This is a genomic window from Sphingomonas sp. BL-S-05 (genome assembly GCF_055521695.1).
In genome coordinates this window covers 1,676,451-1,699,630 of the sequence record NZ_CM145499.1, presented here as the reverse complement: position 1 = coordinate 1,699,630, position 23,180 = coordinate 1,676,451, and the positions used below count along the sequence as shown (strand labels likewise).

Annotated in this window: 18 protein-coding genes; 11 read left to right on the top strand and 7 right to left on the bottom strand. The window is 65.7% G+C overall.

What is annotated here, in order from left to right:
• Positions 1–125: 125 nt before the first annotated feature.
• The 4 genes from zwf to ACZ1JS_RS07780 all read right to left on the bottom strand — a co-directional run bounded on the left by zwf (position 126) and on the right by ACZ1JS_RS07780 (position 3,787).
• Entirely contained in the window at positions 126–1,586 is a 1,461-nt protein-coding gene (gene zwf, locus ACZ1JS_RS07795; RefSeq protein ID WP_465168430.1) for a glucose-6-phosphate dehydrogenase, read from the bottom strand.
• A 125-nt stretch (positions 1,587–1,711) separates the two neighbouring features.
• Positions 1,712–2,641: an N-acetyl-gamma-glutamyl-phosphate reductase gene (argC, locus tag ACZ1JS_RS07790; RefSeq protein WP_345875474.1), complete on the bottom strand. Its 930-nt coding sequence runs from the start codon at positions 2,639–2,641 to the stop codon at positions 1,712–1,714.
• Complete coding sequence (locus ACZ1JS_RS07785; protein ID WP_465168429.1) at positions 2,638–3,531, bottom strand: C40 family peptidase; 894 nt, start codon at positions 3,529–3,531, stop codon at positions 2,638–2,640. Before ACZ1JS_RS07785 ends, argC begins: the two co-directional genes overlap by 4 nt.
• Positions 3,464–3,787 carry a MarR family transcriptional regulator gene (locus ACZ1JS_RS07780; RefSeq protein WP_056401160.1) on the bottom strand — a complete coding sequence of 108 codons (324 nt, stop codon included), beginning with the start codon at positions 3,785–3,787 and terminating at the stop codon, positions 3,464–3,466. Before ACZ1JS_RS07780 ends, ACZ1JS_RS07785 begins: the two co-directional genes overlap by 68 nt.
• Before the next feature lie 223 nt (positions 3,788–4,010).
• On the opposite strand from ACZ1JS_RS07780, the gene secG reads away from it, so the two are divergent.
• Entirely contained in the window at positions 4,011–4,370 is a 360-nt protein-coding gene (gene secG / locus ACZ1JS_RS07775) for a preprotein translocase subunit SecG (protein ID WP_345875476.1), read from the top strand.
• Positions 4,371–4,464: 94 nt separating this feature from the next.
• Positions 4,465–6,114: a CTP synthase gene (locus tag ACZ1JS_RS07770; RefSeq protein WP_465168428.1), complete on the top strand. Its 1,650-nt coding sequence runs from the start codon at positions 4,465–4,467 to the stop codon at positions 6,112–6,114.
• Between the two features lie 337 nt (positions 6,115–6,451).
• Here ACZ1JS_RS07770 and ACZ1JS_RS07765 read toward each other — a convergent pair whose 3' ends face one another.
• On the bottom strand, positions 6,452–6,940 hold the full coding sequence (locus tag ACZ1JS_RS07765; protein WP_465168427.1) for an Hsp20 family protein: 489 nt from the start codon (positions 6,938–6,940) through the stop codon (positions 6,452–6,454).
• Between the two features lie 952 nt (positions 6,941–7,892).
• Here ACZ1JS_RS07765 and ACZ1JS_RS07760 point away from each other — a divergent pair.
• From ACZ1JS_RS07760 to ACZ1JS_RS07740, 5 genes are all read left to right on the top strand, one after another.
• Positions 7,893–9,143, top strand: a complete 1,251-nt coding sequence (locus ACZ1JS_RS07760; protein ID WP_465168426.1) for a lipoprotein-releasing ABC transporter permease subunit — start codon at positions 7,893–7,895, stop codon at positions 9,141–9,143.
• Positions 9,136–9,810, top strand: coding sequence for an ABC transporter ATP-binding protein (locus ACZ1JS_RS07755; RefSeq protein WP_465168425.1), 675 nt, complete (start codon positions 9,136–9,138; stop codon positions 9,808–9,810). Before ACZ1JS_RS07760 ends, ACZ1JS_RS07755 begins: the two co-directional genes overlap by 8 nt.
• Positions 9,807–10,286, top strand: coding sequence for a glutathione peroxidase (locus ACZ1JS_RS07750; RefSeq protein ID WP_465168424.1), 480 nt, complete (start codon positions 9,807–9,809; stop codon positions 10,284–10,286). Before ACZ1JS_RS07755 ends, ACZ1JS_RS07750 begins: the two co-directional genes overlap by 4 nt.
• Before the next feature lie 120 nt (positions 10,287–10,406).
• Positions 10,407–13,994, top strand: coding sequence for a DNA polymerase III subunit alpha (dnaE, locus tag ACZ1JS_RS07745; protein WP_465168423.1), 3,588 nt, complete (start codon positions 10,407–10,409; stop codon positions 13,992–13,994).
• Positions 13,995–14,041: 47 nt separating this feature from the next.
• Positions 14,042–15,616: a long-chain fatty acid--CoA ligase gene (locus ACZ1JS_RS07740; RefSeq protein WP_465168656.1), complete on the top strand. Its 1,575-nt coding sequence runs from the start codon at positions 14,042–14,044 to the stop codon at positions 15,614–15,616.
• Positions 15,617–15,657: 41 nt separating this feature from the next.
• Here the strand turns inward: ACZ1JS_RS07740 and ACZ1JS_RS07735 are convergent, their stop codons facing one another.
• Together ACZ1JS_RS07735 and ACZ1JS_RS07730 are read right to left on the bottom strand one after the other, a co-directional pair.
• On the bottom strand, positions 15,658–17,475 hold the full coding sequence (locus ACZ1JS_RS07735) for a S8 family serine peptidase (RefSeq protein ID WP_465168422.1): 1,818 nt from the start codon (positions 17,473–17,475) through the stop codon (positions 15,658–15,660).
• A gap of 178 nt (positions 17,476–17,653) precedes the next feature.
• Positions 17,654–18,871, bottom strand: coding sequence for a TetR/AcrR family transcriptional regulator (locus tag ACZ1JS_RS07730; protein ID WP_465168421.1), 1,218 nt, complete (start codon positions 18,869–18,871; stop codon positions 17,654–17,656).
• Positions 18,872–19,003: 132 nt separating this feature from the next.
• On the opposite strand from ACZ1JS_RS07730, the gene ACZ1JS_RS07725 reads away from it, so the two are divergent.
• The 4 genes from ACZ1JS_RS07725 (at position 19,004) to ACZ1JS_RS07710 (ending at position 23,180) form a co-directional block, all read left to right on the top strand.
• A complete protein-coding gene (locus tag ACZ1JS_RS07725; RefSeq protein WP_465168420.1) occupies positions 19,004–20,248 on the top strand; it encodes an acyl-CoA dehydrogenase family protein in 1,245 nt (414 codons plus the stop codon).
• Complete coding sequence (locus ACZ1JS_RS07720) at positions 20,238–21,245, top strand: phosphotransferase family protein (RefSeq protein WP_465168419.1); 1,008 nt, start codon at positions 20,238–20,240, stop codon at positions 21,243–21,245. The genes ACZ1JS_RS07725 and ACZ1JS_RS07720 overlap by 11 nt, the downstream gene beginning before the upstream one ends.
• On the top strand, positions 21,245–22,039 hold the full coding sequence (locus ACZ1JS_RS07715) for an SDR family NAD(P)-dependent oxidoreductase (RefSeq protein ID WP_465168418.1): 795 nt from the start codon (positions 21,245–21,247) through the stop codon (positions 22,037–22,039). The genes ACZ1JS_RS07720 and ACZ1JS_RS07715 overlap by 1 nt, the downstream gene beginning before the upstream one ends.
• Positions 22,040–22,100: 61 nt before the next feature.
• Positions 22,101–23,180: a catalase family protein gene (locus ACZ1JS_RS07710; protein ID WP_465168417.1), complete on the top strand. Its 1,080-nt coding sequence runs from the start codon at positions 22,101–22,103 to the stop codon at positions 23,178–23,180.

Genomic DNA, 23,180 nt, shown 5'->3' with positions numbered 1-23,180 from the left:
GTGTATTTTTCCGTTCTGTTCGAGCTTGTCGAGAACCGGTTCTCGACGGACGCATCTCGACTTCGCTCGATGCTGCTCGAACTGAACGGGATAATTATGGTGTGGAAGTGGAGCGCGTAAGGCGCTCACTCGTTCCACGTCACCCCGTCGCGTTCGGTCAGCGCGACGCTGGCATTGGGTCCCCAGCTACCCGACGGATAGCCCTTGGGGCTGGTCGCATTCGCCTTCCACCCGTCGCGGATCGCGTCGATCCATTGCCATTGCGCCTCGACCTCGTCGCGGCGGACGAACAGCGTCGGATCGCCCTCGATCAGGTCGAGCAGCAGCCGTTCGTACGCGATGCGGCGCCGGGTGCCGGCAAAGGCGGTGGTCAGCGACAGGTCGAGCGGCACTTCGCGCAGGCGCACGCCGTCGCGGTCGAGGCCCGGTTCCTTGGCCATGACCAGCAAGCGGACATATTCCTCCGGCTGCAGGCGGATGACCAGCGTGTTGGGCTGCAACCGCCCGCCGCGATCGGCGAAGATCGAATGCGGTACCGGCTTGAACTGGATCGAAATCTCCGAATGCCGATCCTGCATCCGCTTGCCGGTGCGCAGATAGAAGGGCACGCCCTGCCAGCGCCAGTTGTCGATATGCGCCTTCACCGCGACGAAGGTTTCGGTGTCCGAATCCTTGCCCAGTTCCTCGTCATAGCCGCGTACGATCTCACCCTTGACCGCGCCGGCGTCGTACTGGCCGGTGACGGTGTGGGTGCCGACTTCGGCCGGGCCGATCGGACGGAGCGAACGCAGCACCTTGACCTTCTCGTCGCGGATCGAGGTGCCGTCGAACTTGGCGGGCGGCTCCATCGCGATCAGCGCCATCAGTTGCAGGACGTGGTTCTGCACCATGTCGCGCAACGCGCCGACCTCGTCATAATAGCCGGCGCGCCCTTCGAGGCCGACCGTCTCCGAAATGGTGATCTGGACATGGTCGATGCCGCGCGCGTTCCAGACCGGCTCGAACATCGCATTGCCGAACCGCAGCGCGAGGATGTTCTGGACCGTCTCCTTGCCGAGATAATGGTCGATGCGGAAGGTCCGCTCCTCGGGAAAGGCCGCCGCGACCAGATCGTTGATCTCGCGGCTCGATTCGAGATCCTTGCCGAGCGGCTTCTCAAGGCTGATGCGGACGTTCGGACCGGCGAGGCCGGCGCTCTTCAGCCCCGTGATGGTCGGACCGAACAGCCACGGCGCGGTCGACAGGAAGATGGCGAGGCCGCCCGATATGTCGCCCAGTTTCGTGGCGAGGTCGGCAAAGCCTTCGACGTTCGACGCGTCGAGCGGCTGATAGTGGAGCCGCGCGAGGAAGCCCTCGATCGCCACTTCGTCCTTGCGATCGTCGGGCAGGAACTGGTCGAGCGCGTGTTTGGCGAACGCGCGGAACCCTTCGTCGTCATGCTCGTGCCGCGCGGTGCCGGTGATCGTCAGCCCCGCGGGCAGCAGACCATCGGCATGGAGGCCGTAGAGCGACGGGAGCAGCATCCGTTGCGACAAATCCCCGGTCGCGCCGAACAACAGCAGCTTCGCTACCGCTTGCCTCGTCATGCGTGCTCCTATCTTCAAACTCGGTCCCGCGCGCTCCTAGCAGCCTATTTCGCAAACGCGAAGGCAGCATAGGTATGTAATGCGAACGATTGCAGGATTATCAGAATATTACAAACAGGCCGTTCTTACAGCGTCAGCCCCGCCGTCTGGTCGAATCCGGCCATCAGGTTGAAATTCTGCACTGCCGCCCCGGCCGCGCCCTTGCCCAGATTGTCGAGCGTCGCGACCAGCCGCGCCTGACCCGTTTCCATATTGCCGAACACGCGCAGCGAGAGGCGGTCGGTGCCGGCATCGGCCTCGATCGGGATCGCACTGTCGTCGCCATCGAGCACGCGCACCACCGGCGATTCGCGATAGGCCTCACGCAGCGTCTGCTCGATCGCCGACAGGCTGGGGCGGCGGTGGAAGGCGAACAGCGGCAACGGCACCTCGACCACCATGCCGCGATAGGCGCGCGCGACCGAAGGCTGGAACAGCGGCGGGTGGGCAAGGCGGGCGTGGCGCTGCATTTCGGGCACATGCTTGTGCGCGAGCGACAGGCCATAGCCGAGCCATGCGGTATCGGTCTCGCCATTCTCGAACGCGGCGATCATCGCCTTGCCGCCACCCGAATAGCCCGAGACGGCATTGACGCTGACCGGCCATTCGTGCGGGATCAGCCCGGCGCGGACCAGCGGCCGCACCAGCGCGAGGAAGCCGGTCGGATAGCAGCCGGGGTTCGACACCCGCATCGCCGTCGCGATCGCGCCCGGCTGGGCCGGCTCGAGTTCCGCCATGCCATAGGTCCAGCCATCGGCGACGCGGTGCGCGGTCGAAGCGTCGATGACGCGGGTCCGGTCGTTGTCGATCAACGACACCGCCTCGCGCGCCGCGTCGTCGGGCAGGCAGAGGATGACGAAATCGGCGTCGTTCAGCGCCTCGCGCCGCGCCGTCGCGTCCTTGCGCCGGGCATCGTCGAGGGTGATGAAGTCGATCTCGGTCCGGCCCGACAGCCGGTCGGCGATTTCGAGGCCGGTGGTGCCGGCGGCACCGTCGATAAAGACGCGAACGGTCATGCGGGGCGCCTCCGGGCGCGAATGGGGCCGAACCGGTCGAGCGTGGCGACGGGTTCGCACCGCACGACGTCGTCGGCATGGATGGCGGTATCGCTATCGACCAGCATTGCGACATGGTCGTTAAAGTAGATCAAATCGCCGCGACGCAGCGGATCGCCGACGGCCAGCGGCGTGCCGATCGTCTCGGCCTGCAGGTCGAGGAAGCGGGGCGGGGGCGACCCCGCCAGCGACAGGGCGAGGAAGACCAGACCGGCGGCATCGACACCCTCGGCGGATCGGCCGCCGGGGATCGTCGGCACCCCCTGCAACCGGGTCGCATAGGCTACCGCATCGCCGGCCTCGTCGCTGAGCGGCAGGAGCGTTGCCCGCAGGACATAGCCGCCATCGACCTCCGCCCATTCGTCGTTGGCCGGCACTGCCGCGACGCGACAACCCATCGGCAACGACAGGGGGAGGGGGCGATCGAGCGACCGATCGGCATGGAGAACCGTCTTCGCAGCCACGACGACATGCGTCGCGTCATATGCCTCGACCAACGCATCGCGCGCCACGAAGCCGACGCTGCCGTCGATCGGCGAGCGGCCCCAGCCATGGGTCGAGGTGAATTCGAGCACGTCGAACGGCTCGCCGGCAAGCGCCTGCGACACGATGCCGCCCTCGGTCGCGTCGAGGATCGCCGTCGTCAGGCCGACGCTGCGGCGAGCGGGAACGGCATAATGCGGCGCGAACACCCGGTCGGCCAGGCGGATATCGGCCAGATCGCGGCGGACCGCATCGATCCGGGAATCGAGCGCGACCGACCGGCCGCGCAGCGCAAAGCGGCTACGCGCTGGCGCGTCGTTGGAAGTCGCCGACGCCGTCGCCGCCCATGAACTGCCCGAACTCTGCAAGAAAATTGGCCCCTTCGCTGGTCTGCGCGACGAAGATGTTGCGCTTGTCGGCATCGTCGCGTTGGCGGCGGAGATAGCCGAGCGTACCCAAACGATTCAAGGCGCGCGTTACGACCGGCTTCGATACGTTCAGCGCACGCGCCAGACCGCGGACGGTATGGGGGCCGGGTTGCAGATAGACGATCATCATCAGCGCCATCTGGCGGTTGGTCAGGTCCGGCTCGCCCGAGCGGACATAGTCGACCAAGCCGTCCATCCATTTCTTCAGGGGGATCGTGGGGAACATCGCAGCAACCTAACGTCGATACAGGCCGTGAGGCGGGGTCGAAAGATGAACGTCGCAATTGCGCGCTTGGTTTCCCGGTCGATACGATAATGTTACGGATTGGTCGGTGGCGCTCGGTTGATTGGCGCGGCAGCCTCGCCTATGTGCCGCGCTTCGAACTCGCACTCCTTTCTTTCGGAAATGTTCCCCGACCATGTTCACCTTCCTGCTCGTCGTCCATGCGATCATCGCCGCGCTGCTCGTGACGGTGATCCTCATGCAGAAGTCGGAAGGCGGCGGGCTGACCACCGGCGGTAGCCCGTCGGGGCTGATGTCGGCGCGGGGAGCGGCCGATTTCCTGACGCGGGCGACCGCGATCCTCGCCGGGCTGTTCATCGCGATGAGCATCGCGCTGGCGGTGATCGCGGCGAATCGGGGGGCGAACTCGATCGATACCTCGCTGGCGCGGCCGACGACTCCGCCGCCCGCCGCCAGCGCGCCGGTCAATCCGGCCGCCGATCCGATCGGCAATCTGACGGGTGCCGACAACGGCGCGGTCCCGCTGGCCCGCTAAACCCACTTTCATCAACCGGTCCGTCGTATTTCGCGGGCGTGGGAGCAATCCCGCGCTTGGCGGCGATGGCGTTCGACGCTAGGCGATATCTCCCATGGCGCGGTATATCTTCATCACCGGCGGCGTGGTTTCGTCGCTCGGCAAGGGCCTCATGGCGGCCTCTCTCGCAGCACTCTTGCAGGCGCGCGGCTACAAGGTCCGCATCCGCAAGTTCGATCCCTATCTGAACGTCGATCCGGGCACGATGTCGCCCTATCAGCATGGCGAAGTCTATGTGACCGACGACGGGGCGGAGACCGACCTCGATCTCGGCCATTATGAACGCTTCACCGGCGTCGCGGCGCACCAGTCGGACAACGTAACGTCCGGCCGTATCTATCAGACGATCATCCAGCGCGAACGGCGCGGCGATTATCTGGGCGCGACGGTGCAGGTCGTCCCCCACGTCACCGACGCGATCAAGGCGTTCGCGCAGGCCGATACCGTCGATGACGACGGGCAAGACCTCGATTTCGTGCTGTGCGAGATCGGCGGCACGGTCGGCGACATCGAATCGCTGCCGTTCATCGAGGCGATCCGTCAGCTTAAAAACGAACTGGGCCGCGGCCGTTCGATCAGCATCCATGTCACGCTGGTGCCGTATATCGCGGCGGCCGGCGAGCTGAAGACCAAGCCGACCCAACATTCGGTGCGCGAACTGGCGGCGCTGGGCGTGCAGCCCGACGTGCTGGTCTGCCGCTGCGAAAAGCCGCTGCCGGCCAGCGAACGCGCGAAGATCGCGCTGTTCTGCAACGTGCCGGCGGGCGCGGTCATCCCCGCGCTCGACGCGCCGAGCATCTATGCGGTCCCCGAGCAATATCATGCCGAGGGGCTGGACGCCGAAGTGCTGCGCGCCTTCGGCATCGAGCCGGAGGGCACGCCTGACCTGTCGCGCTGGAGCGACATCATGGACCGGCTGCAGAACCCCGAGGGTGAAGTCACGATCGGCGTGGTCGGCAAATATGTCGGGCTGCAGGACGCGTACAAGTCGCTGAACGAGGCGCTGGTCCATGGCGGCATCGCCAACCGGGTGAAGGTCAATATCCGCTGGATCGACGCGGAACTGTTCGAGGGCGATCACGATCTGGTCGCCGCCGAGCTGGAGCCGTGCCACGCGATCCTCGTCCCCGGCGCGTTCGGCGAGCGCGGTGCCGAGGGCAAGATCGCCAGCGTCCGCTTCGCGCGCGAGCGCAAGGTGCCCTATTTCGGCATCTGCTTCGGCATGCAAATGGCGTGCATCGAGGGCGTGCGCACGACCGGCGGCATTCCGGATGCGTCGTCGACCGAATTCGGCCCGACCGAGGAACCGGTGGTTGGCATGATCACCGAATGGATGAGCCCCGAGGGCATCCAGAAGCGCGAATCGGACGGCGATCTGGGCGGCACGATGCGGCTGGGCGCCTATGAAGCGACGCTGACCGGCAATTCGGTGGTCGCGTCGATTTATGGCGGTACGACGATCAGCGAGCGGCATCGCCATCGCTACGAGGTCAACACCGGCTATCGCGACCTGCTCGAATCGGGCGGTCTGGTCTTCTCGGGCATGTCGCCCGACGGGATGCTGCCCGAAATCGTCGAACGGCCGGATCATCCGTGGTTCGTCGGCGTGCAGTTCCACCCGGAACTCAAGTCCAAGCCGTTCGACCCGCATCCGCTGTTCGCCAGCTTCATCGCGGCCGCGGTGAAGCAGTCGCGGTTGGTTTGAGGCGCAGAGGGTAGCTCCGCTAATTACGTCACGCCGGGCTTGATCGGGCCTTTTGCGGAAGTGCCGATTCCTGGCCTCCTACCGTACCCCCGCGCAGGCGGGGGTCCAGGGTCCTGAACGCAAACCGTTGTTTTGCTTGGCTCTGGACCCCCGCCTGCGCGGGGGTACGGTGCGTCGGCGGATTGGCACGCGGCTCTTGGCGAGGTTTCGAACTAGTCCTGCGGGATGTCGCTCCGCTCAATAATGTCACCGCCAAACCCACAAACCGGAACGGGCGCCCGAACCCAAATGGTTCGGGCGCCCGCCCACGGCGCGCAAGGGAGCAGCGCGCCGTAGTTTAGGCAGCGTGTGCCGAATCGTCGGTTTTGGTCGCGTCGTTCGCGATGACCGGCTGTTCGGTCGTGCCGCCGATCGCGATCCGGCGCGGCTTCATGGCGTCGGGGACCTCGCGACGCAGGTCGATGGTCAGCAGGCCATCGGCGAGGTCGGCGTGTTCGACGACGATGAAATCGGCCAGTTCGAACCGGCGCTCGAAGCTGCGGTTGGCGATGCCCAGATGCAGGACCGCACTCTTCTGTGCGTCGGTCTGGTCGGCCTTGCGGCCCGAGACGACGAGCAGGTTCTGCTGGGCGGTGATGTCCACCTCTTCGCGCTTGAACCCGGCGATCGCGAGCGTGATGCGATAGCGATCCTCGGCGAGGCGTTCGAGATTGAAGGGCGGATAGTTTTCGCCCGTGGTCGCGCGCGCGTTGTTTTCGAGCATGTCGAACAGACGGTCGAAACCGATGGTCGAGCGGCGATACGGGGTGAAGTCGAAGCTACGCATGTCAAATCCTCCGAATGAAGCGAGTTGAACCGAGCGGCATCCACGAAGCGATGCCGGTTCGTAAGCGGCCTCGAAAGCACCGCTCGTGAACCGATATGGTTCGCTGATGAAGCGCTTCAAGTGGATTTTCAGCTAATTTTCGCACGGCGCGCGGGTACTGATTTTTTGGAAAGCAGCCGCCGACAGACGCGATCGATGGTCGGTGCCGTCAACGTATCTCGTGATTCCGGCGTAGGCGGGATACCCGGTCGCTACCGTTTCCGATGGATCGACGATCTTGGCGCAGATCGACCCCCGCCCGCGCGGGAGCGACGATGGAGGTTCGTCGATCAAAGCTCCGTATTGCGAACGGATTGTCGGTCGGTCGCGGATCCCCCCGCTGTCCTACAAGACACGACCGTGCCACCATGCGCGCCGGTTGGTTCCTGTCTCGACTGCTGGCGGCTTTTATCGATCGAACCGGGTGACCTGTCAAAACGCGGCAAGTGTGAACTTTGTGAACTTTGGCACATGGCTGCTGCCGGCAGCGATCCAGATCGACAACGATTTGAGTAGCTTATGGTCGGCCAAGCGATCCGACGCAAAGAGACGACGGTAAGCCGCCGCGGCAAGCCGACAAATACGAGGTCCGCAAACGGCAAACGGCCGGACTGTCACCAGCCCGGCCGCCTGCGTGACGATCGCTCGTCAGCCCCCTTGGTTGCCACCGCTTCTACGCCCCTTCCCCCCTTCCAGGGCGGAGCCGGTTGGCCTCCCCGAACCGTGGCCTTGCTTGCCTGCGCTTCGTGGCATTCTCGATACGGAACCGCGCCTGATCTGTCACCGGCTTTGCGGCAGCTTTGCTACGGTTTTGCTAACCATGTGTCGATTCGGCAACAGCATGGATTGAAGTCGGACCCGCGCCTACCTACAGCCCGATCAACGCCCCCGTTCGAGGACACCGACCGCCCTTATGCTGCTATCGCGTTACGAGCGGATGATCGCCCGCCGCTATCTCCTGCCCGGACGGGGCGAGGCGTTCATCGCGCTGGTAGCGTCGATCAGCCTCGTCGCGGTGATGCTGGGTGTCGCTGCCCTCGTCATCGTGATGAGCGTGATGAACGGCTTCCGCGCCGAACTGTTCGACAAGATCGTCGGGCTGAACGGCCATGCGTTGATCCAGGGATATAATAACCAGTTGCCCGACTGGCGCCGCATCGCGGCGGAGGCTAGGCGGACGCCGGGCGTGACCAGTGCGACGCCGTTGATCGAACAGCCGCTGTTCGCGACCTATAACGGCCGGTCCGAGTTCATCCTGATGCGCGGCATGCGCATCGAGGATATCCGCGACAACCCGACGATCCGCGACAATGTGAAACAGGGGTCGCTGAACGCGGTGACGCCGGGCAGCGGCAATGTCGTGATCGGCAGCCGGCTGGCCATGGCGCTGGGTGTGACCGTCGGCAGTGAGATCACCGTCATCAGCCCGCAGGGGCCGACGACCCCGTTCGGCACGATGATCCGGCAGGTGCCCTATCGCATCGCCGCGATCGTCGAGGTCGGAGTGTATGATTACGACAAGGCGTTCGTCATCATGCCGATCGAGGATGCGCAGCAATTGCTGCTGACCGGCGATTCGGTCGGATCGATCGAACTGGAGACGTCCGACCCCGACGATGTCGACCGCATCCTAGCACCCTTACGCGAAAAATACGTCGCCAGCGCCCAGATCACCGATTGGCGACAGCTCAATTCCGAACTGTTCCAGGCGCTGTCGGTCGACCGGATCGTCACCTTCACCGTATTGTCGATCATCATCCTGATCGCGGTGTTCAACATCCTGTCCTCGCTGATCATGCTGGTCCGCGCCAAGACGCGCGATATCGCGATCCTGCGCACGATGGGCGCGACGCGGGGCGGGCTGTTGCGGATCTTCATGACCGTCGGCACGACGATCGGCGCGCTGGGCGTGGGCGCGGGGCTGATCCTCGGCTTCGTGTTCCTGACCTTCCGGCAGAAGGTGGTCGAGGGCATCGGCGCGGTGACCGGCATCGACATCTGGGACCCGACGATGCGCTATCTGACCGAATTGCCGTCGAAGGTCGATCCGGTCGAGGTGGTGACGATCGCGCTGGTCGCCTTGCTCTTCTCGTTCCTCGCCACGCTGTATCCGGCGTTCAAGGCGGCCAATACCGATCCCGTGCAGGTGCTGCGTTATGACTGAACCGGTCCTCCAGACTCGCGCCTTGCAGCGCAGCTTCACGCAAGGCGCGGTGACGATCGACGTGCTGCGCGGGGTCGACCTGACCATCGCGCCGGGCGAGATCGTCGCGCTGCTCGGGCCATCGGGGTCGGGCAAGTCGACGCTGTTGCAGGCGGTCGGCCTGCTCGAAGGCGGCTTCGAAGGCGAGATTCTGGTCTGTGGCGAACAGGTCGCGAAGGCCGGTGCCAATCGCCGGACCGAGGTGCGCCGCGACCGCATGGGCTTCATCTATCAGTTCCACCACCTGCTGCCCGATTTCAACGCGCTGGAGAATGTCGTGCTGCCGCAACTGGTACGCGGCGGCACGCGGGTGGAGGCGAATGCGCGGGCGGAGGAATTGCTGACCGCGCTGGGGCTGGGCAAGCGGCTCGATCATCGGCCGAGCCAGTTGTCGGGCGGCGAACAGCAGCGGGTGGCGGTGGCGCGCGCGCTGGCCAATCGCCCGGCACTGGTGCTCGCCGACGAACCGACCGGCAATCTGGACGAGGCGACGGCCGACGTGGTGTTCGCCGAATTCATCCGGCTGGTGCGTGGGCAGGGGTCGGCGGCGCTGGTCGCGACGCATAACGAGCGACTGGCCAACCGGATGGACCGGGTGGTCCGGCTGCACGACGGGGTGCTCGCATGAGCGACCTGTACGACCTGCCGGTGCGGACTGCCGACGGTGCCGAGACGACGCTGGCCGATTATCGCGGCAAGGTGCTGTTGATCGTCAACGTCGCGTCCAAATGTGGGTTCACGCCGCAATATGCCGGGCTGGAGGCGCTGCACCGCAGGTTCGGCGCGCAGGGCTTCGCGGTGCTCGGCTTCCCGTGCAACCAGTTCGGCGGGCAGGAGCCGGGCGATGCGGCGGAGATCGTGCAGTTCTGTTCGCTGACCTATGACGTCAGCTTTCCCGTCTTCGCCAAGGTCGATGTGAATGGCGCAGCGGCCGCGCCGCTGTTCCGCGCATTGAAGAAGGCCGCGCCGGGCGTGCTGGGCAGCGAGGGGGTGAAGTGGAACTTCACCAAATTCCTGGTCGGGCGCGACGGACGAGTGCAGCGGTTCGCGCCGACCACCAAACCGGAGGACCTCGAAGGGGCGATCGTCGCGGCGCTGGGGTGAAGTCCGTCCTTCGCGGCACCCGCTCCACGACATGCCCCGGATCGGGGCCGGGCAGATGAGGGGGCATTTGTAACCGCTCCCCCACTGGTCGAATCACGGTCGGATGGTTAGGTCCATCGGATGGCGCATTCCGGGTTCGTACCACTTCGTATCTTCTCCTCCTTCACCATGCTGGAAGGGGCGATCGATCCGAAGGCGATTGCCAAGGTCGCGCGCAAACTCGGCTTTCCTGCCGCCGGCCTGTCCGACCGCAACGGGCTGTATGCGGCGATGGCGTTTTCCGACGCGTGCAAGGATCAGGGCGTGCAGCCGGTGGTCGGCACGTTGCTGGCCGTCGCGCGCCCGGGCGGGGCGGATGGTGTTGAGCCGGAGATCGACTGGCTGCCGCTCTATGCACAGGACGCACGCGGCTACGACAATCTATGTGCGCTGGTGTCGATGGCGCATCTCGACCGGCCGGTCGAAATTCCGGCGCATGTGCCGATCGATGCCCTGATCGGGCGCAGCGAAGGGCTGGTCGCGCTGACCGGAGCGGGCGATGGCGCGCTGGCGCGACTGTTCGCGGCGGGGCGCGACGATGAGGCGGCGGCCTATGCCGACCGGTTGCAGGCGCTGTTCGGCGACCGGCTCTATGTCGAGATCGCCCGGCGCGACGATGTGATCGAGGCCAAGGCGGAACCGCACTTGCTCGACCTCGCTTATGCCCGCGACCTGCCACTGGTCGCGACCAATCCGTGCTGTTTTGCCGATGCCGACTTCCACGACGCGCACGACGCCATGCTGTGCATCGCGTCGTCCAGCTATGTCGCCAGCGAGGATCGCCAGCGTTCGTCGCCCCAGGCATGGCTGAAACCCGCGCCGGTGATGCAGGAGATGTTCGCCGACCTGCCCGAAGCGCTGGCCAATACGCTGGTCGTCGCGCAGCGCTGCGCGGTGGCGGCGCCGAAGCGCAAGCCGATCCTGCCGAGCCTTGCCGGCGATCGCGAAGGCGAGGCGCTGAAGCTGCGCGTCGATTCGCGCGCGGGCCTGGTCGACCGGCTGCGCAAGATCGTCGCGCTCGAAGCGGGCATGGTGACTGCCGAGGTCGCGGTGGAGGCACCCGCGCCATGGGAAGATGCACCGGCGCCCGCCGTGACCGGCAAGGTACCGGAATTGTCCGAGGACGAACTGGTCGCGCGCTTCCCCGACTATTTCCAACGGCTCGACTTCGAACTCGACGTCATCTGCCAAATGGGGTTTCCGGGCTATTTCCTGATCGTTGCCGACTTTATCAAATGGGCGAAGGATCACGATATTCCGGTCGGGCCGGGCCGTGGTTCGGGTGCAGGCTCGGCGGTCGCGTGGGCGCTGACGATCACCGATCTCGACCCGATCAAGCTGGGGCTGCTGTTCGAACGCTTCCTGAACCCGGAACGCGTGTCGATGCCCGACTTCGACATCGATTTCTGCGAAACCCGGCGTGGCGAGGTCATCCGCTACGTGCAGCAGAAATATGGTCGCGATCAGGTGGCGCAGATCATCACCTTCGGGAAGCTGAAGGCGCGCGCGGTGCTGAAGGACACCGGCCGCGTGTTGCAGATGAGCTATGGTCAGGTCGACCGCCTTGCCAAGCTGGTACCGAACCATCCGACCGATCCGTGGACGCTGGACCGCGCGATCAACGGCGTGTCCGAACTGAACCAGCAATATGAGCGCGAGGAGGATGTCCGGCGGCTGCTCGACCTCGCCATGAAGCTGGAGGGGTTGCCGCGGCACAGCTCGACCCACGCGGCGGGCGTGGTGATCGGCGACCGGCCGCTGGCGCAGCTGGTGCCGCTCTACCGCGATCCCCGTTCCGACATGCCGGTCACGCAGTTCGACATGAAATATGTCGAAGGCGCAGGGCTGGTGAAGTTCGACTTTCTGGGCTTGAAAACGCTCTCGGTCCTCAAATTCGCGGTCGAATTGTTGGCGCGGCGCGGGGTCGTCGTCGATCTCGACAGCCTGCTTTGGGACGACGAAGCGACCTACGAACTGCTCAAGCGCGGCGACACGGTCGGCGTGTTCCAGCTGGAATCGGAAGGGATGCGGCGGACGCTGACCGCGGTTCGGCCGACCAATTTCGGCGACATCATCGCGCTCGTGTCGCTGTACCGGCCGGGTCCGATGGACAACATCCCCTCGTTCGGCGCGCGCAAGGCCGGGCGCGAGGAGTTGATCTACCCGCACGACCTGCTCGAACCGATCCTGAAGGAGACCTACGGGATCTTCGTCTATCAGGAACAGGTGATGCAGGCGGCACAGATCCTCGCCGGCTATTCGCTCGGCGGCGCGGACATGCTGCGGCGGGCGATGGGCAAGAAGGTCAAGGCGGAGATGGACGCGCAGCGCTCGATCTTCGTAAAGGGCTGTGCCGAAGTGAACGGCATCCCGGCGGCCAAGGCCAATGAGCTGTTCGACTTGATCGACAAGTTCGCCGGCTATGGCTTCAACAAGAGCCACGCTGCGGCCTATGCGTTGCTCGCCTATCAGACGGCGTGGCTGAAGGCGCATCATCCCCACGAATTCTTCGCGGCGTCGATGGCGTTCGATTATGCGCAGACCGATAAGCTGGCGATTTTTGTCGATGATATGAAACGGCTGCGGATCGAGTGCCTGCCGCCGTGCATCAACGCCAGCGACGCGACCTTCGGCGTCGAGGAGACGGAGAACGGGCTGGCGGTGCGCTATGCGCTGTCGGCGCTGAAGGGCGTCGGCGAACGCGCGATGGAATTGATGGTCGAGGAACGCGGGGCCAAGGGACCGTATAAGTCGCTTGACGATTTCGCGACGCGGGTCGACCCAAAGCTGCTGAACAAGCGGCAGATCGAGACTCTGGCGTCGGCAGGCGCATTCGACTGTATCGCGCTCGACCGCGCCGGGGTCCACGCGCTGGCCGACACGCTGATGGCGACGGCGCAGCGGACCGAGGCGAACCGGTCGAGCGGGCAGGGCGGGTTGTTCGGTGAGGCGAGTGGCGCTGTCGAGGCGGCGATCCGGATGCCCGACGTGCATTGGTCGCTGACACAGGCGATCGCGGCGGAAAAGGACGCGTTCGGCTTCTATTTTTCGGCCCATCCGCTCGATCGCTACGCGCATCTCGCCAGCGCCCATGGTGCGCGCAAGATCGCGGATCTCGCCGATACCCATGTGCCCGAGGGCGGGCGAGTCGGCGCGACGGTGGCGGCATTGGTCGAGGATGCACGCTGGCGTACCTCCGCGCGGGGCAAGCGCTACATGATGGCGACGTTGTCCGACGCGACCGGACAGGTGCCGGTGACGTGTTTCGACGAGGGACCGGCGAACGATCTGGAAGCGGCGGGCAAGGTCGGCGGGTGCGGGCTGTTCACGCTCGAACTCGATCGCCGCGCGGGAGATGAGAGCGCGCGGGCGACCGTCAAGGCGTTGAAGCCGTTCGATATGATCGCGCGCGACGTGCGGCTGCGGCTGGACCTCACCATCGACGATGCTGCCGCCTATCCGGCCCTGGCAGGATTGGTGATGGGCGAGCGTGGCGGGCGTGGCGAAATCTGGGTATCGGTACCTGCCGTCGATGGAATCGAAGCTCGGGTATGCCTGGGACGCGATTTTCGGATCGATGGCGAGCTTGCCGAACGGGTCGGCAGGCTGCAAGGTGTCGCCCAGGCGGCGTTCGATACGGTGAAGCCACCGATCGCCGCCGTCGGATAGGGGCGGTACAGCCCCGTTCGCGAAGGAGAGTGCGCGTGCTGGGCGGAATGCAGGATTTCGAACTTCGAGTACCCCGCTTGCTCGATCATGCCGAACGCGAGCATGGCGGGCGCGAGATCGTCACTCGCTGGGCGAACGGCAGCGAGACGCGGACCAACTGGGCGGGCATTGCCCGCGACGCGCGGCGGCTGGCGCAGGCGCTGGAGCGGCTCGGCATCCGGCCGGGCGACCGGGTGGCGACGATGGCGATGAACCATGCCCATCACCTGATCGCCTGGTACGGCGTGATCGGCATGGGCGGGATCGTCCACACGATCAATCCGCGGCTGTTCGACGACCAGCTTGCCTATATTGCCGACCATGCCGGCGACCGGGTGCTGCTCTACGATGCAGTGTTTGCGCCCATCGTCGAGCGGATGAGGCCGCGCCTGTCGGGCATCGAACATTTCATCGTGATGGACGGCGACGGGCCGGACGGCTTCGCCGCGCTGATCGCGCCCGAAACCGGCGACTATGCGTGGGTCGAGGGCGACGAGCGCGACCATTGCATGATCTGCTATACCAGCGGCACGACCGGCGATCCGAAGGGCGTGATCTATTCGCACCGGTCGAACGTGCTGCATGCCATTGCCGAGTTGCAGCCCGACGAATTCGACCTCTCGCAGCGCGCGGTGTGCCTGCCGGTGGTGCCGATGTTCCATGCGGTCGGCTGGGGACTGCCCTTCGCCGCGCCGGCGGTGGGCGCGAAGATCGTGTTCTCGGCGGTCAACGAACCGGCGGTGCTGTGCGATCTGATGAACCGCGAACGGGTGACGCATTCGGCGGGGGTGCCGACCGTGTGGTTCGCGATGTTTCAGTATATGGACGCCACCGGCCACAGCCCCGAGCATCTGAAGGTCGTGACGATCGGCGGATCGGCTGCGCCGCGCGCGATGATCGAACGGATCATGCGGATGGGCGTACGGGTCAACCACGCCTGGGGCATGACCGAAACGTCGCCGATCGGGACGATGGGCGCGCCGGGCGCGGACTGGGACGATCTGAGCTTCGACCAGCGGGTCGATCAGGTGTGCCGCCAGGGCAAGGTGCCGTTCGGCGTCGAACTGCGCACCGTCGACGAGGATGGCGCAATCCTGCCGCGCGATGGCGCGACGTCGGGCCGGTTGCAGGTGCGCGGGCCATGGGTCCTCAAACGCTATTTCCGCGACGAAGCCGGCGACGCGCTGACGGCGGACGGCTGGTTCGACACCGGCGACGTGGCGATGCTGCACCCCGACGGCACGATGCAGATTACCGACCGGGCGAAGGACGTCATCAAGTCGGGCGGCGAGTGGATCAGTTCGGTCGATCTGGAGAACGCCGCGGTCGGTTGCCCCGGTGTGGCGGAAGCGGCGGCGATCGGCGTGCCGCATCCGCGCTGGGACGAACGGCCGGTGCTGCTGGTGGTGAAGCGCCCCGGGGCTGACGTCGATGCCGACGCTGTGCTGGCGCATCTTGCGACCAAGGTCGCGAAATGGTGGCTGCCGGATCGGGTGATCTTCGTCGACGCCCTGCCGCATAGCGCGACGGGCAAGTTGAAGAAGGCGGCGCTGCGTGAGGAATATCGGGACCTGCTGGGGTAGCGACCTCCGGGCGGCCTCCCGACCGCCCGGTATCGTTACGCCTATTTGGCGAGTGCCGGCCGCGTACGGAGCAGCGCCACCGATGCCTTCGGATCGATATTGTGACGCCTTCCATCCGCGCTGACGCTCGCTCCGTCCCGGATCAACTTGATCGTTGCCGCCGGAGTCAGTTTCGGATCGAGTGCGATCAGTTTGGCTCCCAGATTGGCGACATTTGGCGCTGCCATCGATGTGCCGGAATTCTCCAGGGTCGTGCCGCCAGGGATCAGCGATGGTACCTGATACCCGTTGGCGCTGACCGCGACGTTGCTGCCATAGGTCGTGAAGCCGGCTTCGTCGCCGGCGCGATCGACGGCGCTGACGGTAATCATGTTCGGCAGGACGAAGGATGACGGAATGGCCTCGTCGAACGCATTATCGGAATTGGAGTTACCCGCCGCAGCGACGAACAATATCTCCGGGGCCCCCTTGATCGCGGCGTATAGTCCGTCCCGATTCGCCTCGAAATAGCGGCGGGCCAATGCTTTGCGCTCGGCCGTGTCCTTGCCGATGCCGTTCTTTTCGAGGTCGCTCTCGAAATCGCCGGCGGTGCCGCCCCAGCTCATATTGACGACGCGCACGCCGTGCTGCCGGAACCAATGGATCGTCGCCCGGGCGGCAGCGTTGCCGCGCGCGACGCTGGCGTCGGTCGGCGGGGCGGGGATGTTGCGATAATCGAAGGTGCGGCGGGCGACGGCCAGCCGGACCGCGGGATTACCCCGCGCGACGATCCCGGCGACATGGGTGCCGTGGATATATTGACCGTAGAATTTCATCTGTTCGAGGAATGCCGGTACGGCCTCGCTGGGCAGTCCCGAAATCTTGCGCCGCACCGCGTCCGCCGCCGGGCTGTCGATCGCCTGTTCGAGGTCGTTCAGCCCCTGAAAATCGGCGATGACGGTACCATAGCGCCGCTGCTGGTCCGCCGTCAGCGGGTATAGTGTGCCAGTGGTAGGATTGTCGTCGATGTCGAACGCGATGCCGTGCGCGTTGGCGGGCGGTCTGGGCCGCGGATCGGTGTAGAGCTGCTGCGGGAACAGCGCGACATCGGTTCCCGAATCCCAGATGCCGACCACAACGGGGGTCGGGTGATCGGACGCGGTCAGCGTCACCTCGCGCGCTGCCCATATGTCGGGCTTTGCGACATTCTTGGCGGCAACGACCTTTTCCAGCGCGGAGATGGTCAGCGGTTGGACGGGCAGATCGACCTGCCGCATCATCCGCGCCCAGATAAGATCGTCGGCCGGTTTGTCGCTGACCGCCTGTTCCCGGGTGACGATCGGTTCGACATCGGTTCGGACAAAACCATCGACCAGCGTCGGCGACATGAGTTGCGCACGCTGGCGGTCTTCCTTCAGCGCCGTGCCGGTGATCGCCCAGGGCAGCGCATCGAGCGCCACGGCATAGTTTTTCGCGAACGCCTGTTCGAACGCGGGGCCACGCGTCTGACCGGTCGCGATCCGGGCGCGAACGATGGCTTCGGCGCGAAGGCCGCTGGTCAGTTTGGCGTCGGGTTTGTCCTGCGCCGCCCGTAGTGCCGCGATCGTGGCAAGCGCCGCTTCATTGCGATGGGTTAGCAGTTCGATGTTCAGGCGCCGGCCCAGCAGTTCGCGCAACGTCGCCCGGTCCTGAATATCATAGTCGCGCAGCGTCGCGTCGATATCGGTGGCAACCCGTGCCGCCCATGCGTTGAACGTCGCATCGTCCGCCGAAAGCAGCGCTGCGGCCGAAGGCGTTACCGGATAGCGATGGCGCGGCAGATCGTCTTGCGTCCGCACCGGTCGCTTGGTCGGTGCGGCGTCCTGCGGAACGATCGGCATCGACTGCGCCGTGGCAGTCGTCGTCAGTAACGCGATGGATAACAGGGCTCGCTTGAACATAGCCGCTCTCCCCCGCAGCAATGTTGGAGAAACAATGCTGTCACTGGAATGATCTGTTGTCCAGATGATTATCGGCTGTCTTGGCGATACTTGCCGGCCATCATGATGTTGAGCGTGATCAAGCTATCGGTTCGACGAACAGCCCGGTCAGGACCGTCGACGCATAGAACCCCACCGCCCGTTCGCGCGGCATGGTCGCGGCCCAGCCGCGCATGTCGAATGCGGCGTTCTGCAATGCCATCAGCGCCTGCGCCGCGATCAATGGGTCGACAGGGCGCAACGACCCTTCGGCGATGCCGTCGCTGATCGTGCCGGCAAAGCGTCGGGCGATGCGGTTGGAGCGGTCGACCATCGCCTGTCGCACCGTCGTGGGCAGGCCGGACAGGGCAGTGGTGCGCAGCAGCGGCCCCTGTTCGGTGAACTGCGCATCGATCAGCATCGCCAGCGTGCTGGACAGGCGCTGCCAATGGCTGCCGCCGTCGCGATCGGCGGCACGCTGTGCGGCGCCGATCGTATCGAAACTGCGGCGGTAACAGGCGATGACCAGATCGTCCTTGGCATCGAGATGATGGTAGAACGACCCCTTGGTCACGTTCAGTTCGGAGGCGATCCGCTGAACCGACGCGCCGCGATAGCCGAGTTCGTTGATGAGGCGGGTGGCGGCGCGGAGGAACGCGTCGCGCGCCGGTTCGGCATCGGCCTGTTCGGGCGCGAGCGGACGCGGGGTCCAGCGCTGGCCGGGGCCGGCAAGGCCATGGAGGAAGACGTCCATGAGCCGCGCCTCTACCCGGTCATATTGGTCGGGTTCGTATCGTTCGAGCCAGACGGTCAGCCAGAAGCAGTTTTCGAGCAGGACATGCGCACGGGCGCCCTGGATATCCTTTGCGATCCGGTCGCGCGGTTCGCCCCATAAGGTCCGCGTCTTGCGAAAGACGTCGCGCCAGCCGGACAGCAGCCGCGCCTTGAACGGGTCTTCCATCGCCCGCAGGTCGGACAGCATCGCGACGGGGCGTTCCTCGCCGGCTTCGATCCGGCGTTGCCGGTCGAAGTGGATCGACAGGAATTTCGCGACGCGCGCCTGCGGCGTGGGTTCGAGCAAGGCTTCGTCGAGCGACGCCTGTAACCATGCCAGCGTGTGGTCGAAGGCGGCGGCGGCAAGGTCTTCCTTGCGCTTGAAATAATAGGTCACGCTGGTGGTGTTGAGGCCGACGCGGCGGGCGACATCGGCGAAGGTCATCCCCTTCGCACTGGCTTCGTTGATCGCCTCTGCCGCCGCCGCGAGAATGGCGTCGCGTTTGGCACGATAGCGTTTGGTGGCCCCGTCGGTCGTCGTCATGCACGCGACCCTAGCAGATCGGGTGTGGAGCCCAAGTGCATTTTTCTTACCGATACGCGACGTCATCGGCGCTTTACCGAATATGCGGTATGGCATAGACCGGCAAAAACAGGTTGCAGCGGGAGACGGATTTTGGACTTTTCGCTAAGCGAACGCGAAGCCCATTGGCGCGACCGTGTCGCCGCGTTCCTGACCGAGCATGTCGCGCCCGCCGACCACCACTATCATCGCGAAGTCGCGAGCGGGGATCGCTGGGCACCGGTCGCGATGCTGGAGCCTTTGAAGGAGCGGGCGCGGGCGGCGGGGCTGTGGAACCTGTTCATGCCGCCGCATTCGGGCGCGCCGATGGTCGATGAGACCTTCGCGTTCGAAGGGACGCAATTGTCGAACCTCGAATACGCACTGTGCGCCGAGGCGATGGGGCGGTGGCATTGGACGAGCGAGGTGTTCAACTGCTCGGCACCCGACACCGGCAATATGGAGGTGCTGCACCGCTATGGCACGCGGGCGCAGAAGGAGGCTTGGTTGCGGCCGTTGATGGATGGAACGATCCGCTCCGCCTTCCTGATGACCGAGCCGGCAGTGGCATCGTCGGATGCGACGAATATCGAGACGCGGATCGTGCGCGACGGCGACGACTATGTGATCGACGGGCGCAAATGGTGGTCGTCGGGGACCGGCGATCCGCGCTGCAAGGTCGCGATCGTGATGGGCAAGACCGACCTCGATGCGCCGCGCCATCGGCAGCAAAGCATGATCCTGGTGCCGATGGATACGCCGGGGGTGCGGATCGAGCGGATGCTGCCGGTCTATGGCTATGACCATGCCCCGCATGGTCACGGCGAGGTAGTGCTGGACAAGGTGCGGGTGCCGGCCGGCAATCTGCTGCTGGGCGAGGGGCGCGGGTTCGAGATCGCGCAGGGGCGGCTGGGTCCGGGGCGCATCCACCATTGCATGCGCACGATCGGGGTGGCCGAAATGGCGCTGGAGGCGATGGCGACGCGGTTGCAATCGCGCGTCGCATTCGGAAAGCGGATCGCCGATCATTCGATCTGGGAACAGCGGGTGGCGCGGGCGCGGATCGATATCGAGATGACGCGGCTGCTGTGCCTGAAGGCCGCCGACATGATGGACCGTGCCGGGAACAAGGCGGCGCAGGGCGAGATCGCGATGATCAAGGTGCAGGCACCGACCATGGCGCTCAGCATCCTCGACGATGCGATCCAGGCGCATGGCGGGGGCGGGGTGTCGGACGACTTCCCGCTGGCGGCGGCATGGGCGGGGGTCCGCACCCTGCGTTTTGCCGACGGGCCGGATGAGGTCCATAACCGGGCGATCGCGCGGGCGGAGTTTGCGCGAGTGTCCGGTGGGCAGTGAGGTGGACCTCGATCTCGACCGTCTGTCGACATGGTTGGGGGAGCGGCCGGTCGCGGTGACACGCTATCCGGGCGGGCAGAGCAATCCGACCTATCGGGTCGATTTGCCGACCTGTTCCTATGTGCTGCGGCGAAAGCCGTTCGGGGTGCTGCTGCCGAGCGCCCATGCGATCGAACGCGAATATCGGCTCATCGCGGCGCTGCATCCGACCGGCTATCCGGTGCCGCGGCCGGTCGGGCTGTGCGAGGATCCGGCGGTGATCGGCGCGCCCTTCTACCTGATGGAGCGGGTTGCGGGGCGGACGATCTGGAACGGGGCGATGCCCGACCTGTCCCCCGATGCGCGGCGCGCGCATTACGACGCGATGGTCGATGCGCTGGCGGCGCTGCACGCGATCGATCCGGTGGCGGTCGGCCTGGGCGATTATGGCAAGCCGGGCAATTATTTCGAGCGGCAGGTCGCGCGCTGGACCCGGCAATATCGCGCCAGCCAGACCGACGATCTGGCGGATGTCGAGCGGCTGATCGATTGGCTGCCGCGCACGGTACCGACGCAGGATCGGGTGGCGATCGTCCATGGCGACTACCGGATCGACAACCTGATCTTTGCCGAGGACGGGGCACAGGTGGCGGCGGTGCTCGACTGGGAACTGTCGACACTGGGCGATCCGCTGGCCGATTTCACCTATCTGCTGATGAACTGGATGACGCCCGCCGATGGCCGGTCGGGCATTGCGGGCCTGAGCGGCGGGGACAGCGGCATTCCGACGATGGACGCGGTCGTGGCGCAATATTGCGCGGCGACCGGACGCGACGGTGTGCCAAGGCTCGACTGGTATTTCGCGTACAATCTTTTCCGCCTCACCGGGATCGTGCAGGGAATCAAGCAGCGGGTGCGCGACGGCAACGCTTCGAGTGCGCAGGCGGCAAGGATGGCGGAGCGGGTGCCCGAACTGGCGGCGGCGGCGTGGCGCTTTGCGGAACAGGCGGGGGCGTGATGCGGTTTGCGGGAAAGTCGGTGCTGGTAACCGGCGCGGGATCCGGCATCGGGCGGGCCTGTGCCCTGGCCTTTGCGCGGGAAGGGGCCGGGGTGGTCTGTGGCGACTTGAGCGAGGCGGAAGCGACCGTCGCACTGATCGAGGCTGCGGGCGGTAGCGCGGTCGCCTGTTCGATGGATGCCGGGGCGGACGCGGATGTTGCGCGGGCGGTGGAACTGGCGGTCGATCGGTTCGGCGGGATCGACATCGTCCACGCCAATGCCGGGATATCGGGCGGGCTGGCCGGGCTGTTCGAGCAGAGCGCCGAGGACTGGGCAGAAATCCTGCGGGTCAATCTGATCGGCCCGTTCCTTGCCATTCGCCATGCCGCGCCGGTGATGGCGGCGGCGGTTGGCGGGGCGATCGTCTGTACCGCCAGCGTCGCCGGACTGCGATCCGGCGCAGGCGGGGCGGCCTATTCCGCGTCGAAGGCGGGGGTGATCAATCTGGTCCAGACCGCCGCACAGCAATTGTCGGGATCGGGCGTGCGGGTGAATGCGGTGTGCCCCGGGCTGATCGAGACGGGCATGACGGCCATGGTTTACGACCATGCCCGCCAGTCGGGGAAGGAAGCACGGATCGGCCGCCTCAACCCGCTACGACGCGGCGGGGGGGCGGAGGAGATTGCCCGCGTCGTCCTGTTCCTCGCTTCGGGCGAGGCGAGCTATGTCAACGGACAGGCATGGGCGGTCGATGGCGGCCTGTCGTCGAGCCACCCGTTCACGCGCCAGGACTATGGGCGTACCGCCGTGTAAGGGGCCGGAACGAATACCGTTTTCCATGCTTGTCAGCGCGAGGATGAAGGAGTTCCCGCACATGACCGACATGCTGAAACCGCCGGTGCGCTACACCGCCGCACTCGAACATCCGGAGGCGGACGAGGCGGAGACGGTCGCCGAAATGGAGCAGGCGTTCGACACGATCCTGACGACCACGTCGAAGGATTATGGCAAGGCGGTGCGGGCCGTTCATGCCAAGTCGCACGGCATATTGAAGGGTGAATTGAGCGTCCACGACAACCTGCCGCCCGAGCTGGCGCAGGGGCTGTTCGCCGCGCCGGGCGTCTATCCGGTGTGGATGCGGTTTTCGACCAATCCGGGCGATATCCTCGACGATGCGATCGGCCTGCCGCGTGGCCTTGCGTGGAAGGTGATGGACGTCGATGGCGAACGCCTGCCCGGTGCGGGCGGGCGCACCCAGGACTTCGTGATGGTCAACGCGCCCGCCTTTGCCGCGCCGACGCCCGCGAAGTTCGCGAGCAATCTGAAGCTGCTGGCGAAAACCACCGACAAGGCGGAATGGGCGAAGAAGGCATTGTCCTATGTCCTGCGCGGCGCCGAGGCGGCGCTGGAGGCGGTCGGGACCGAAAGCACCTTGCTGAAGACGATGGGCGGTTCGAAGAATGTCCATCCGCTGGGCGAGACCTATTTCTCGGCGACCCCGTTCCGGCATGGTGCCTATGTCGCGAAATATCAGGTGGTGCCGGTATCGCCTGATCTCACCGCGCTGACCGATATGGTCGTGGATACCAACGGCCGACCAGACGCGATCCGCGAGGATTTGCAGGCCTCGGCAGCAAAAGTGCGGGGCGAGTGGGAAGTGCGGGTGCAGTTGCTCCGCGATCCCGAGGCGCAGCCGATCGAGGATGCCGCGACGCCGTGGCCAGAGGACGCCAGCCCCTACCTGACGGTAGCGACCCTGCGCTGCGAACCGCAGGATAGCTGGTCGGCGGACAAAGTGACAGCGGTCGATGAAAGCTTGCGGTTCAGCGTGTGGACCGGACTGGCGGCACATCAGCCGCTGGGTGGGGTGAACCGGGTCCGAAAGCCGGTCTACGACCATTCGGCGCAGTATCGCGAGCGGTTCAACGGCTGTCCGCTGCACGAGCCGGGGTGA